We start from the raw sequence: 14,382 nt of genomic DNA on the forward strand, positions 1-14,382 counted from the left end.
TACATCGTATCGGATGTTCCCGTTCGTAGCGATCGCGATTGCGGTGGTCGTCGGCGTCGTCGTTCTCGAGGCCGTCTCCGCCGTGTCACTGAAGCGGATCCCCTCGGTCGCGACGGCGGAGTTTCCCGAAATCGACCGGGAGTTGCTCGAGAAGTTCAGCAGTTTCGACCCGGAACTCGGGTGGTGTCCCCAGCCGAACCGCGAGAAACAGAAAGACACCGGCGACCACCTGCCGGGCGAGGAGGTCCGGACCACGGTCACCTACTCGACCGACGACTACGGGAGCCGGATCTGTCCCGCCAGGGATCGGGACGAAAGCACGCTCCCGACGGTCTCGACGTACGGCGACTCGTACTGTTTCTGCCGCGAGGTCGACGACGACGAGACGTTCCAGCACTACATGGCGCGGGAACTGGACACCCACGTCGCCAACTACGGCGGCGGCAACTACGGACTCGACCAGGCGCTATTGCGCCTCGAGCGGAACTACCCCGAGGATCCCACCGACTACGTGTTCATGGTCGTCACCGCTTCCTCGATCGCCCGGATCCTCAGCGTCTGGAAACACTACCAGGAGTTCGGTAACGTCCTCGCAGTCAAACCCCGGTTCACCCTCGAGGACGGCGACCTCGAACGCATCGAGAGCCCGGTCGACGAGAAATCGGACTTGCTCGATCTCGAGTCGAACGCCGACTTCCTGCGGGAGCGGGACTTCCACTACGAGCACTGGTTTCGTCCTCACTTCGCGTCGCGCCCGTACGCGACGGACTTCCTCGACGACGCCGAGAAGGTGCGGTACGCGTTGCTCGAGGCCGGCATCGAGATCGAGAAGCGGCTCGAACGTCCGATTCCGGGGATCGACGTCGACCTCGACCGGGCGCAGACCCGGTCAGCGCTGCGGATGGAACGGCCACGGGTCCGGTACCACGAACGGCTGTTCGACACCCACGAACCGCTGTTCGACGCACTGATCGGGCGGTTCGTCGACTACGCCGCCGAGCACGAGTTCGTCCCAGTGTTCGTGATGGTCCAGCAGCTCCGGTACGCCAAATACGAGGCCGAACACGGCCCCATCTACGGCGACCTGCTCGAACGCCTCGACGATCGATACGACGCCCTCGAGACCGTCGACATGGCACGCCGGCTCTCGCCGGCCGACGAGGACGTGGAATCGCTGTACGTCGACCGCGGCGAAGGCGGTCACTACAGCCCGGCGACCAACCGAGCGGTCGCCGAGGTGCTGTCCGAAGTCGTCGACGAGTAACGGTGTTCGAGCCAACCACTACTCTCCCTCGACATTCATGTTTTCCTAGTTACAAACTTATTAACTCCGCGAATGAAGAACCGTTATACAGAGGGATCCAACGATGGCAATCGACCGGCGACCCGCGGAACAGACGCTCGATACGTCCCTGCTGGGACGAAACATCTCGCTGCGGTACTCGGACACCTGGCTGGCGTACTCGATTTTCGGCCTGCGGATCGTGATGGCCTGGGTGTTCCTCCAGGCCGGCCTCGAGAAGTGGGCCGAAGGCGGCTGGGGTGATCCGCTGGCGTGGTCCTCGGCGGGCTTCCTGAACAACGCCATCGCCGAGGCCAACCCGCTGTACGGGGTGTTCACCTGGTTCGCGGACTACGCCGCGATCGTCGACCCGCTGGTCGTCTTCGGGCAGGTCCTCATCGGGCTGGCGCTGCTTTTCGGCGTTTTCTTCCGGTTCGCCGCGCTGATGGGTGCGATCCAGATGCTGTTCTTCTGGACCGCCGCCTGGCAGGGCGGGCTCGCGGCCGGCTTCCCCGTCGAACACGGCTACTTCGTCGACAGTACGTTCGTCTACCTGCTGTTGCTGTTCGGCCTCGCCGCGTGGGGTGCGGGCCGCGTTATGGGCCTGGACGCGAGGCTCGAGAAGGCAGGAGTCGTTCGACGAAACCCCTGGCTGCGCTACCTGCTCGGCTAGGGCTACTCCGCCTCCAGCAGTAGCGCCTCACAGAGTGCGTCCGGCCCCTCGTCCTCGAGGAGTCGTCGCTGCCTCTTAGCGCCTCTCTCGCGCTCGTAGACCTCCTTGATGCCGTCGATCCCCAGCCGTTCGCACTCCCGGTCGACGAGTTCGCCGAGGTCGACGGTCCCCTCGAGGTCGCGGTCGATCAGGGCGGCCTCCTGGCCATGGCGGATCGCCCGCCACTTGTTCTCGTCGAGCAGTTCCCGCCGGTGTCGACTCGGACTCGTGCCGTCCTCGTACTCCTCGGCCAGGGCCTCGACGAGCGCGTGGGAGTACTCGACGAACGCCATCACGACGTCGGGGTCGGCCTGGGCGTCCGGGGTTCGGATCTCGACGGACCCGTGGGAGGTGTGGGGGCGCACGTCGTACCAGAGTTCCCCGCGGTCGTTGATCGAGTCGGTCTCGAGCATCCGACGCTCGAACCGATCGAAGTCCTCGAAGTCCTCGAAGTAGGTCGGCATCCCGGTGTTCGGCAGTCCCTCGAAAATCTTCGCGCGGGCCGACTGGAGTCCGGTGTCGAACCCGTTCCAGAACGGCGAGTTCGCCGACAGCGCGAGCATGATCGGGACGTACCACCGGAGTTCGTTCGAGATCCAGACGGCCTTGTCGGCGTCGTCGACGCCGACGTGGACGTGGAGGCCGGCGGTGGTGTTCCGGTGTTGGGGATACTGGATTCGGTCCAACTGGGAGCGATAGCGGGGTTTCTCGGCGTGCTCGAGTTCGCGCCACTTCGCGAGCGGGTGGAGACCGGCGGCAGCGATGTCGTAGCCGGCCTCGTGGGCGTGATCGAGCAGCGCCTGTCGGATCTCGCGCAGGGCCTCGCGGGCGTTTCCGGGGTCCTCGATCAGCGGCGTCTGGGTCTCGATGACGAACTTGAACAGTTCGTGATCGAGGCGATCCTCGAGGATCTCGGGGGGATCGCGTTCGTAGACGAGTTCGTCGGTGCCGCTCGTCGGCCGACCGCGCTCGTCGACGACGAAACACTCCTCCTCGATCCCCAGCGTGCCCATGCGCGTGAACGAATCCGGCGACCCGCGTTCCATCGTGTCCCCGTTTCGCCGCCGACAGTAAATACGGTTTGGAGTCGGAGCGTACGGCCGGAACCGCTCTCGTCGGTCGGTTGTCTACTCTTCCTCGGTCCCGGACTCCTCGAGCGCGTACACCGATCCGTCGCCGCTCCCGACGTACACCGCGCCGTCGACGACCGCCGGCGAACTGGCCACCCAGTTCTCCCCGGAGAACTGCCAGCGCGTGTCGCCGGTCTCGGCCTCGAGCGCCGTGAGCGTGCCGTCCTCGTTGCCGACGTAGAGGGTGTCCCCGGCGAGGGCGGGGCTGCTCCGGACCTCGAAGAACCCGGTGTGGTACCAGTAGAACGACTCGGGACGGGGGTTTCCGTCCGCTGGCGCGTCGCCCGCTGCGGCCGAGACTGCGTACACTCTGGTATCGTAACTGCCGAAGAAGACGACACCGTCGGCGACCGCCGGGGAACTCGTCACCGACCCGTCGGTCGGGAACTCCCACCGAAGGTCGCCCGAGTCGGCCTCGAGGGCGTACAGGGAGTCGTCGTTGCTCCCGACGTAGACCGCGCCGTCGGCGGTCGTGGGTCGGCTCTGGATCCAGTCGTCGGTCTCGAACGCCCACTCTTCGTCGCCGGAGTCGGCGTCGACCGCGTACAGGTGGCCGTCCGTACTCCCGACGTAGGCCGTCCCGTCCGCGATCGCGGGCGCGCGCTGGATCGAGCCCGCGGTGTCGAAGGCCCACTCCTCCTCGCCCTCCTCGAGGGAGAACGCGTACAGCGAGCCGTCGTTGCTCCCGACGTAGACCGTCCCGTCGACGATCGTCGGACTGCTCGCGACCATCTCGCCGGTCTGGAACGTCCACGCCTCGTCGCCGGAGTCGGCCGCGAGCGCGTAGATCGTCCCGTCGTGGCTCCCGACGACGACGGTACCGTCGGCGACCGCGGGGCTGCTCGAGACGTCGTCCCCGGTCCGGTAGGCCCACTCCTCGTCGCCGGAGTCGGCGCCGATCGCGTACAGGTGGCCGTCGCTGCTGCCGACGTAGACCAGCCCATCGAGGACCGCAGGGCTGCTGTAGACCGCGCTCTCGGTCGTGAACTCCCACCGGGTCTCGGCCCCGTCGATCGGGCCGGACGCCGCGGTGAAGCCGGTGTTTCCGGCGTCGAACTGGAAGGAGGGCCAGCCGTCCGGCGGCTCCTCGTCGTCGTCGGAGCCGTCGGACTCGAGGTCGAGGTCGAGGTCGGGGGACTCGTCGTCAGGGTTCGGGCTGTCGTCGGATTCGGCCGCACAGCCGGCCAGTCCGACGGTGCCGACGACCGCGGCCGTCCGCAGGAACCCGCGCCGAGCGCGTTCGTCTCTCATGAACGGTCCCATTCGGCCCGCCTACATATGCTTCCTGCATCGGGCGGGCGAGCAGGGGCGGCCGCGACGGTCACCTTGTCGACGTCCTCGAAGTCGCCGTGACGGAGACCTGGTAGTGGGCACGCGACCGCACTGACGAGGAGATCGACGCTGGCCCAAACGGAGAGTATGACCTCGGGAGGTGGCCGGCGTGACCGCGGTCCTTCCCGATACTGTCGACACACAGGTTTGTCGGAGATACGCCGGATTCTCGAGGCTGCGCCGGGCTATCGTTTCCCGACGACTGTCGGGACGTCTTCGCGTTCGTCTCTGGCGACTCGACAGTTTCACGGCCATGCATGTCTCCTCCCGGTGTCCCAAGATATCGATCAACATTGTGTCATATTTGGAAAGAATAATATTCGACTATGGATCGGCGTAGAATGCTACTCGGAACTGCAACTGCTTTCATAGCGACGACTGCGGGTTGTAGTCAAACGGGCGAAAATAATGAAGACGAAGCGACTTCACCCACTGACGCGGTTGAGCAGTACTTCCTAGCGCTGAGTGATGGGGACCGAGAGAGTGCAAATCAGTACACTCATCCGGATATCGAGTATTATCTTAATAATAAGGACCATCCTTTGCTGAATGCAGAGGGGATCACAGTCAACGAAACGGAAGTAGTCGATATAGAGACGGGTGTTCGGTACATGTACGAAGACCCCGATGAACATCCAATTGACGAATTCGTTGAAGAAGAGAAAGCCGCATTAGAATCGCTTCAGGATGAGTACGGATTTGATGACTACGCCTACGTTCGTCATGACGCTGAAGCGGAAGGGCTCACGTTCAACTCAATCTATCTCCTGTTCGAGGATGATAAGTGGGTGATTTGGTCGGTGCCGACCGGTCTCCGTGAATAAATTATAAACTCAGCTTTGCACGTTAGCCTCGGCGGTTGAGTGAACGCAGAGGTGATCGATCTCGGTCATGAGGTCATCGACGCCACGATCATTGTTGTCCCGAACCTACGAGAGAAGGTTGTAGACGGCTTCCTTCAGGGAATGTTCGAGGTTCGCTCGAAGGCGTGTTTCACCGTGTTTTTGGAGTTCTTCGAGGCGTTCGTGGTTGGATTGCTGTTCGTCCCAGTCGTACTCGGTGAGGAACTTGTTGAGAGCGCGTTTGCTATTGGCTGGAAGGACTTCGCGCGCGATCCCCGCCACGGTCTTGTTGCTGGCCGCAACAAGACCTGTGGCGTAGGTTTTCGCGTAATGACGTTGTGCTGGCGACAGCGAGTCGAACTCGTCGAACACACGCACGCAGGACAAGAAGTCCGTAATCGGCATCATCCGTCCTTGCCCCCCTACGTCATGCTCCTACTTCAACGTACAAAGCTAAGTAAAGACGAATAACTGTGGCGCAAAGGAGTTCTTTGAGCCACGGTTGGTTGTGTACTAATCTAACGTAGTGAACAAATCGAAGAGTGATTTCTGTAATTCCGCTGTTCACTCACTCGGAAGTAGCCTTAGCACACCCACCCCGACGCCGTACCCCTATTCAACAGAGCAATTAATCTCACTGTCTGCTTGCTTGGTTGTAGACACACCTTCAGCAAGCAGACGTTCTAACTAAGCGGCTTTGTGAACTACTGATAATACGATATTATGGACTGGGATGACTACCAGAAATATGTACTACTGGGATGGATTCTTACTTCATAGGAGTCTGTTGAGCGGTTTATTATCCCTTCCATCAAGCAATAAATGCGGTCAGGAACAGTGACCGCACCCCGCCAGCCCACTAACTGGCACGAGATCTTACTCGTGCTTCCGTTCATCTCCACCGGTCGCACCCTTCTGCCGTCGTTCGATCCCTGAACGGTAGCGATCTGTATCAAGTGTCGCGCTGAGATTCTGGTTCGGTTAAACAACCAGTGTCAGAGCTGCTACGGCGAACTCTAACGAGTCGAATGAGCGGTGTCCGAACGGTCCGTGAGTATGATTCAGCACAGCCAGAAGAGATACTATATCGATGTATCGAGATAGGGAGTGGCGCTATTTCAGTTCAAACCATCGTGACCAGATATGCAAGCCACATCAGAAAGCCGATCCCTCCCATAGTAGCCATCAGGCCCGAACTGACGACCGTCTCCTCTTCGTCGTACAATTTGTACCCACAGAAGACAGCGACAAGACCGAGTAGCGGAATAAGTACCCATGAGATAATCACCGACGCTCTTCCGTAGGAGATTGTTGATCCAGTTGCGTTTCTCGTCTATTTGATTGAGGTCCACGTGTAGAGCGGTCCTGTTCGATGACTCAGTTCATCGCAATCAGCGCACGATCGCAAGAGGGCGCCCCATCAACAATGTGCTACACAAGAGCGCACAAGAATCAACGACGGTCTCTACAACCAGCCGTCAATGACTGGAACCGTGGGTTCCTCGCTCAGACGCTCATACGTCTCCGCCGTCAGAGCACGTGAATGGAAATGCGAGTTCTGTGAGATGGACCTGACTATAGCGATTCAATAGAGCCAGACCATCACTCCCCGAGCGGTCGCGCGACGATCCCCAGGTGGTCCGCGTGGTGGGGCTCGAGACGTTCCTCCTCGAGGATTTCGTACCCCTCGGCGAGTTCCTCGCGGACGTCCGCGAAGACGTCCTCGGGGTCGCGGGTGACGTCCTCGCTGCGGGCCTTCACGGCAAGCAGGAGCCGCCCGTCGTCGGCGAGGAACCGCCGGTTCTCGAGGGCGACCCGGGCCTGTCCGCGGGTCGCAACGTCCTGGACGACGGCGTCGACGTCGGCTTCGACGACGTGGGCGTAGGTCTCGGGCTTTCGCGCGTCGGCAAGCAGCGGGAACAGCCGCGGCCGGGACTCGGCGGCCGACAGCAGGTCCCGCGCCGGGCGTGCGGCGAACTCGACGGCGTAGGTCGGCCCCGCGAAGTCCGCGACGTGGCTCACCGTCGTCCCGCTCGCGGCGCCCAGGTAGAGGACCGTCTCGTCGTCGCCGCCGGCGAGGTCGACGTCCATCCCGAGTTCGAGCATCGCGCCGAGTTTCGACCGGTCGGGGTTCCAGGCGCGCCACTCCCGATCGGTCGGCTCGCCGTAGACGGGTTCGCCGCGGGTGGCGAGCCGTTCCGCGCCGTCGAACCGGCGGCGCTCGACGCCGTCCGGCAGGGCGTCAGTCATCGCCCTCACCTCCCGTCGACGCGTCGTCGCCGTCCGCTCGCGCCCGGATCGTGTCGATTCGCTCCTCGAGTTCCGCGTCGAGTTCGGGCTTGCGCTCGCCCGAGTAGTGGTCGACCCGCGCGGCGATGGAGAGTTTGCCGGCCACGGCCCGCGCCGCGGAGCCGCGGTCCTCCGGGCGAGTTCCCCGGACCGCGTCGTGGACGTAGATGACTCCGTGTTTCGGCGACGGCGCGTGGCCCCGCAGGTGGGCGAACAGCGCGTCCTCGGCCCCGAGCACCTGGACCGTGCCGCTTGGTTTCTTCGCGAGTTCCTCGAGGCCGCCCGCCAGCGAGATCAGCCGCGCGGCGAGGACCGGGCCCGCGAGCGCGGCGAGATTGGGCGCGACGGTCGGCGTCTGGCGTTCGACGAACTCACGGAGGTCGTCTGCCTCGTCGGCCAGGTCCGCGACACGTTCGGCGAGCGAGCGGATCCGGTCCCCGCCGTCACCCGGGAGGTCGGCCTCGCTTCCGTCTCGAGCGGCCAGCTCCCGCGCGTAGTCGACGCCGGTTCCGACGTTCGGATCGACGGTGCCGCCCCACTCCGCGAGCCGCTCGGCGAGTTCGTTCGCCGTCCGCTCGCAGTCGTCCATCGCGCGCACCGCGTGGACGAGTTGCCGGTCGTCGGCGGCTTCGCGCTCGGTCACCGCGGCGCGGGTCGCCGCGGTCGTCGCCTCCTTCAGGGCGTCGTAGTACTCCTCCTCGTCGGCGGCGAACTCCCTCTCGACGGCCAGCGCGGGCCAGTTCCGGGGCTCGTCGGCGGAACCGTCCCGGACGGCCTCGGCGGCCGACTCGGGGTCATCCGGATCGGCCTCGGAGAACCAGCCCGCGTCCGCGGGATCGGTCGTGGTCATTGCCGGGGAGTAGTCGCTCCGGTTGTATATGCGTTCTCGAAGCGATCCGCGGCCGGCTTTCCGGCCGGAGAACGGGGGCGGACCGACTCGGTCGCTCGAGAACCGCACCCGGCGCTGCGCGGCAGTCGTGAACGGCCTCGAAAGTGCGAAGAACGGACGACGGGGTCGGTTCAGCGACCGAACAGTCGCTCCCACAGCGAGCGGCCCGTCGGTCGCTCGGCCAGGATCACCGAGCGGTCGACCTCGTTGATCACGTCGTAGGCGAGCGACCCGCGCAGGAGCCGCGAGAGCAGCCCCCGCTCGGTCGCACCGATGACGATCAGCGAGTGGTCCTCGGCGGCCTCGGCGATCGCCCCCTCGACGTCGCCGGACTCGTCGATCAGGATCGCGGCGTCCTCGAGGCCGTGGTCCGCGGCCCACTCGGTCAGGAACCGTTCACCCTCGGCGCGTTCGTCCTCGTCGACGACGTGCAACAGCGTGATCTCGGAGCCGAGCTGGTCGCGCATGTCGCGGGCGACTTCGGCGCTCAAGTCCGAATCTGGACCGCCGGCCGTCGGGACGAGCACGCGGTCGGTCTCCAGCCCCTGGTCGTCGAACACGAGGAAGTCACAGGGCAGGTCGTGGGTGAGTTCGTCGAGCGGACTCTCGACGCGGCCGGCCGACCACGCGCGGCCGGGCCCCCAGCCCATGACCACGGTGTCCGCGTTCTCTCGACGGGCGACGTCGAAGATCTCCTCGACGGATCGGTGTGAGACCACCGTCTTGACGTCGACGGGGACGTCGAGCGTCTCCGTTCTCTCACGGACCCGTTCCATCAACTGCTGGGACTCCTCGTCGATCCGCTGGATGTGCTCGGAGCCCTCCTCGAGGGGCGTCTGGTCCGGGACCTCGACGATGTGGACGGCTTCGACGGCCCCGTCGTTGGCCTTGGCGATCACGCTCGCCAGCGACAACAGCGAGGACTCGGTGCGCGGGTTCGACACCGGGACGACGACCGTATGCTCCGCGTTCCCGGACGGACGAGCCGCGTTCGCGGCCGAGACCGCCAGGTCGGGCATCTCCTCGGAGCGGGAGAGAATGTAATTGCTCAGGACGCCTTCCCGATCGGTCTCGTGACGGGCGTAGACCCCGTACCAGAGCACCGCGCCGACGACGAACACGAGGCTGAGCGCGATCTCGATCTCTTTCATGAAGCCGATCAGCCCGAGCGAGAAGACCATCCCGAGGATCGGCGTGATCGGGTACAGCGGGACGGTGAAGTCGGGATCGTACTCCGGAACGTCGGCCTCACGGAACACGATCAGCGCGGCGTTGATGAGCGCGTAGACGACCAGATGCAGGATGCTCGCGGCCTTCGACAGCACCTCGAGGTCGTTCCCGAGGACGACGATGAAAAGCAGGATCATCCCGCCGGTGACCGCGATCGAGCGGTACGGCGTCGCGAACCGCGGGTGGATCTCGTTGAGCCACGCGGTGACGATCTTGTCCCGGCCCATCGCGAAGTTGATCCGGGCCGACGCGAGGATGGATGCGTTCGCGCTCGAGGCGGTCGCCAGCAGTGCGCCGAGCGTGATCGAGGTCACGCCGATTACGCCGAGGTTCCCGGAGAAAATGATCTCGGCGGCGTCGGACATCGGCGTCTGATCGCTGATCGAGTCGTAGGGGATGATGCCGACGAGCAACCCGACGATGATCGCGTAGATGACGGTCGCGATGGCGACGCTACCGACGATGGCGATCGGGAGGTTCCGACCGGGATTTTTCAGTTCCTCGCCGACCGTCGCGATCTTCGCGTACCCGAGGAAGGAGACGAAGACGAGAGCGGTTCCGGGCAGGATCTCGCCGTAGCCCAGCGGCGCGACGGTGTCGTCGACCATCACGGTGCCCCAGTCGAACGAGAAGAACCCGAGCAGGGAGAAGGCGGTGAGGATCGTCAGCAACAGCGCGACGATTGCGGTCTGGACGCCGCCGGTCTCTTTCGCACCCATGTAGTTGACCCCGACGAACGCGAGGCCCGCTACGAACGCGCCGACCTGTACCTCCGAGAGAACGAGCGGGCCGAGCGCGATCGTCGGCAGGACGGCGATCTCGCCGACCACCGGGAGCGAAACGACGACGTCCCCGAGGAAGGTCGCGAGGTAGCCGCCGAACCCGATGCAGTAGAAGGCGCTGGCGAAGGCGAGCCCCATCCAGTCACCCATTCCGGAGATCGATCCGAACAGGGGACCGAGCGCGCGGTTGATATAGTAGTATGCACCCCCGGCTTTGGGCATCGCCGTCCCCAGTTCGCTCACCGAGAGCGCGTTGATCATCGCGATCAATCCACCGATGACGAACGAGAGGACGACGACCGGCCCCGCTTCCTGGGCCGCGACGCCGGGCAGAACGAAGATCCCCGCGCCGATCATCGTCCCGATACCGATCGCGAGGGCCGAGATCAGCCCCAGGTCCTTGGCGAGTTCCTCGTCACTCATGCTATCCTCTGTGTCTGTTTTCCCTGGAAGAGCGTTCGTAAATCAGTTATCATTAGTGGGTAGTCGTTTCGCGTAATAACGAAACGCGGCGTACGAGGTGTCGTTCGTCGGCGTTTCTGCTTTGTCAGTTCCTACGTCGAACGGCGGGTTCAAACACTTGTTGATTCGAAAAAGACCCTGTCTCTGAGTTCGGAAGGCAGAACGAGAGGGGTGCCAAACTGTTGTGGCGCAATTTAGCCTGCGCTGTGGATTCGGACGAGTCCGTTCGAGCTTATGTATCTCTCCGATATTATTAAGTTGAGGTCTTGATCAGTAGCTAGGTATATGTGCCGAACTTCGGAAACGAAACTCTCTTTCCCTGCTCTGCTCTCTACACGACCCAACCGCGGAGACTCTCTCGAAAGTCTCGAAAGCGCGCTTTCGAAGCGGACTCTCGGATTGACGGACGGCAGAAACCACGGACTTGGGGTCATGAAACCCGAGACGGGACACGCGAACGCGACAGGTAAGCGGACGACGACCACTATCACGATGACTCGGAAATCAACGCTTACGGATCATCGAATCGGCGGAGGAAAACGATGCGCGTAGTCATCGTCGGGGCCGGGGAAGTCGGTCGGACTATCGCCCACAACCTCGAGGAGTCCCACGACGTGGTCGTCGTCGACCGCGACCCGGACGTCGTCGAGGAACTGACCTACTCCAGGGACGTCCTCTCGATCCAGGGCGACGGTACCGAACTGGGAACGCTCGAGGAGGCCGACGTCGAACGGGCCGACCTCGTCATCGCCTGTACGGACAACGACGAAGCGAACGTCGTCATCTGTGGAGCAACCAAAACCGTCAGCGACGCGTTCACGATCGCCCGCGTGCGCCGCCGAACCCTGCTCGAGACCTGGGAGGGATCCCAGGGGGCGTTCGGCGTCGACTTCATGGTCTGTACGGACCTGTTGACGGCGCGAGCGATCGTCCGGATCTCCGACCTGCCCGCGACCCAGGACGTCGACACGTTCGTCGGCGGACTGGTCAGGATGGCGGAGTTCGAGGTCTGTCCGGAAAGTCCGGTTGCCGGATCGACGGTGAGCGACGCCGACCGGTACGACTCGCTGACGTTCGCAGGGGTCTTCCGGGACGACGAGATGATCGTCGCGACCGGGGATACGGTGTTGCAGGCAGGTGATCGGATCGTCGTCATCGGGAGTACCAGTTCCGTCGCCGACTTCGCCAGAGACGTGGCTGCACCGACGAGCGAGGAGGGCAACGAGGTCGTGGTCGTGGGCGGCGGCGAGGTCGGCTACCAGACCGCCCGGGAGTTCGAGGACCACGGCTACCGGCCCCGGCTGATCGAACGGGACCACGAGCGGGCCCGAGAAGTCGCCGAGGCCTTGCCGAACACGATGGTGATGGAGAGCGACGGGACCGACGCGGAGTTTCTCATACGCGAGCACGTCGACGAGGCGGATCTCGTCGTCGCTGCGCTCGACAGCGACGAGAAGAACCTGCTCGTCTCGCTGCTGGCCGAACGCATCGGCGTCGAGCGGACCGTGGCAGTCATCGAGAACCGCGAGTACGTCGACCTCTTCGAAACCGTCGGCGTCGACGTCGCGGTCAACCCTCGCGAGGAAACCGCCGAGGAGATCGTCCGCTTTACCCGCGCCGATCACACCGAGAAAGTCGCCATGCTCGAGCACGACCGGGCCGAGGTCATCGAGTTCGAGGTCAACGGCGACGGGGTCCTCTCCGGCAAGCCGATCGTCGACGCGATGCGGTCGCTTCCCGATGGGGTCGTCATCGGAGCGATCTCCCGTCAAGGCGAACTGATTACCCCCCGTGGCGAGACGGTCGTCCAGCCGGGCGATCACGTCGTCGTGTTCGTCGATTCGGCAGTCATCGACGATGTAATCGAGGCGATCTGAATGCGACGGAGGTTACACGTCGACTGGCGGGCAGGGCTGAGTCTCGTCGGAACGCTACTGGCGTTCCTTTCGCTCGCGTTCGTCGTCCCCATCCTGGTCGCGCTCGTTTACGGCGGCGAGGACCTCTGGGTATTCGTCGCATCGATGGCCATCACCGCCACGTTCGGTCTCCTCCTTCGTAAACTCGATCCCGAGCCCGATCCGGGCGCTCGAGAGGCGTTTCTCGTCGTCGCCTTGACCTGGCTGTTCGCGGCGATCTTCGGTGCGCTTCCGTACGTCCTTGCGGGGGACGGAACGGTTGCACATCCGATCAACGCCATCTTCGAGAGCATGAGCGGCTTCACGACGACGGGGGCGACGGTGATGGGCGATATCTCCTTCGACACTCACTCCAGGGCGATGCTGATGTGGCGACAGCTTTCCCAGTGGCTAGGCGGAATGGGAATCATCGTCCTCGCGGTCGCGATCCTCTCCCAGATGGCTGTCGGTGGTGCCGAACTGATGCGAGCCGAGACGCCGGGGCCGGGCGTCTCGAAGCTCACGCCCCACATCGCCGAAACGGCCCGCGTGCTCTGGATCGCCTACGTCGCGCTCACGGTAATCTATATTCTGTTGCTGTACGCGGTCAACCTGCTTGGCTACGCACCGAACATGGATCTCTACAACGCCATTGCTCACGGGTTCACGACCCTCCCGACCGGCGGGTTCTCTCCGGAAGCCCGCAGTATCGAGGCGTTCTCGCCACTGGTTCAATGGCTCGTCATCCCGTTCATGTTCGCGGCCGGGGTCAACTTCGTGCTGTGGTGGCACGTCATCTCCGGCGACGCCAGGGCCTTGCTCCAGGACAACGAGTTCCGACTCTACCTCGGCTCGGTGTCCGTTCTCACGATCGTGGGGACGATCATGCTCTTTTTCTCCGCCCTCGAGACGCCCCAGACGGGCCAGATCGGCGGACAAATCGAGCGGTCGGCACGCTACGCAGCCTTCCAGATCGCCTCACTGACGAATTCGACGGGGTACGCGAACATGGACTTCGACGCCTGGAACGGCCCGGGCAAGGGGCTGTTGTTGTTCGCGATGTTCATCGGCGGTTCGACGGGATCGACCGGTGGCGGGGTCAAGATCCTCCGGTGGCTGGTGATCCTGAAGACGCTCAGGCGGGAGGTGTTCACGACGATCCACCCCGAAGCCGTCCGACCGGTCCGGATGAACGGTCGGGTTCTCGAGGAAGAGGCAGTCCGAGGAATATACGCCTTCACGCTGCTGTACCTCGTGCTCTTTTTCGTCGGCGTTGCGCTGTTCGCCGCGGACGCGGCCCGCGTCGGGTTCGATCTCCACCTGCTCGACGTCATCAGCGCATCGATCGCGACGCTCGGGAACATCGGACCGGGCCTGGGAACGATTACCGGACCGATGGGCGGGTACGTCGACTTCCCCACGAGTTCAAAACTGCTGATGATCCTCTACATGTGGATCGGCCGCCTCGAGATATTCCCGGTGCTCGTCCTGCTGACGAAGGCGTACTGGACGGATTGATGGCCGTTGTGCCGTTTCC

At 63.7% G+C, this 14,382-nt stretch carries 10 protein-coding genes and 1 pseudogene; 5 read left to right on the forward strand and 6 right to left on the reverse strand.

Going from position 1 to position 14,382, the window contains the following annotated elements; all coding sequences use genetic code 11:
- The first annotated feature begins 13 nt into the window (after positions 1-13).
- Both CHINAEXTREME_RS15730 and CHINAEXTREME_RS15735 read left to right on the forward strand, forming a co-directional pair.
- Entirely contained in the window at positions 14-1,264 is a 1,251-nt protein-coding gene (locus CHINAEXTREME_RS15730) for a hypothetical protein (RefSeq protein ID WP_007142774.1), read from the forward strand.
- Between the two features lie 103 nt (positions 1,265-1,367).
- The gene (locus CHINAEXTREME_RS15735; RefSeq protein WP_007142775.1) at positions 1,368-1,955 is read left to right on the forward strand and encodes a DoxX family protein; all 588 of its coding nucleotides are present in this window, start codon (positions 1,368-1,370) and stop codon (positions 1,953-1,955) included.
- 2 nt (positions 1,956-1,957) lie between these two features.
- Here the strand turns inward: CHINAEXTREME_RS15735 and CHINAEXTREME_RS15740 are convergent, their stop codons facing one another.
- Together CHINAEXTREME_RS15740 and CHINAEXTREME_RS15745 are read right to left on the reverse strand one after the other, a co-directional pair.
- Positions 1,958-3,040, reverse strand: coding sequence for a glutamate--cysteine ligase (locus CHINAEXTREME_RS15740; RefSeq protein ID WP_007142776.1), 1,083 nt, complete (start codon positions 3,038-3,040; stop codon positions 1,958-1,960).
- An 81-nt stretch (positions 3,041-3,121) separates the two neighbouring features.
- Entirely contained in the window at positions 3,122-4,375 is a 1,254-nt protein-coding gene (locus CHINAEXTREME_RS15745; protein WP_007142777.1) for an outer membrane protein assembly factor BamB family protein, read from the reverse strand.
- Between the two features lie 422 nt (positions 4,376-4,797).
- Between CHINAEXTREME_RS15745 and CHINAEXTREME_RS15750 the strand changes: the two genes are divergently transcribed.
- Positions 4,798-5,280, forward strand: a complete 483-nt coding sequence (locus CHINAEXTREME_RS15750) for a hypothetical protein (protein ID WP_007142778.1) — start codon at positions 4,798-4,800, stop codon at positions 5,278-5,280.
- 162 nt (positions 5,281-5,442) lie between these two features.
- Here the strand turns inward: CHINAEXTREME_RS15750 and CHINAEXTREME_RS21545 are convergent.
- From CHINAEXTREME_RS21545 to CHINAEXTREME_RS15775, 4 genes and pseudogenes are all read right to left on the reverse strand, one after another.
- Positions 5,443-5,706 (reverse strand): annotated as a pseudogene (locus CHINAEXTREME_RS21545) (IS701 family transposase); the annotation flags it as partial.
- 1,194 nt (positions 5,707-6,900) lie between these two features.
- Positions 6,901-7,548 carry a fibrillarin-like rRNA/tRNA 2'-O-methyltransferase gene (locus CHINAEXTREME_RS15765; RefSeq protein WP_007142780.1) on the reverse strand — a complete coding sequence of 216 codons (648 nt, stop codon included), beginning with the start codon at positions 7,546-7,548 and terminating at the stop codon, positions 6,901-6,903.
- Positions 7,541-8,437: an NOP5/NOP56 family protein gene (locus tag CHINAEXTREME_RS15770; RefSeq protein WP_029601697.1), complete on the reverse strand. Its 897-nt coding sequence runs from the start codon at positions 8,435-8,437 to the stop codon at positions 7,541-7,543. Before CHINAEXTREME_RS15770 ends, CHINAEXTREME_RS15765 begins: the two co-directional genes overlap by 8 nt.
- A 170-nt stretch (positions 8,438-8,607) precedes the next feature.
- Positions 8,608-10,911, reverse strand: coding sequence for an amino acid permease (locus CHINAEXTREME_RS15775; RefSeq protein WP_007142782.1), 2,304 nt, complete (start codon positions 10,909-10,911; stop codon positions 8,608-8,610).
- Between the two features lie 581 nt (positions 10,912-11,492).
- Between CHINAEXTREME_RS15775 and trkA the strand changes: the two genes are divergently transcribed.
- Positions 11,493-12,827 carry a Trk system potassium transporter TrkA gene (gene trkA, locus CHINAEXTREME_RS15780; RefSeq protein WP_007142783.1) on the forward strand — a complete coding sequence of 445 codons (1,335 nt, stop codon included), beginning with the start codon at positions 11,493-11,495 and terminating at the stop codon, positions 12,825-12,827.
- A complete protein-coding gene (locus CHINAEXTREME_RS15785; RefSeq protein ID WP_007142784.1) occupies positions 12,828-14,363 on the forward strand; it encodes a TrkH family potassium uptake protein in 1,536 nt (511 codons plus the stop codon).
- The last annotated feature ends 19 nt before the right edge of the window (positions 14,364-14,382 follow it).

The organism is Halobiforma lacisalsi AJ5, assembly GCF_000226975.2.
GTDB classification, from domain to species: Archaea; Halobacteriota; Halobacteria; order Halobacteriales; family Natrialbaceae; genus Natronobacterium; species Natronobacterium lacisalsi.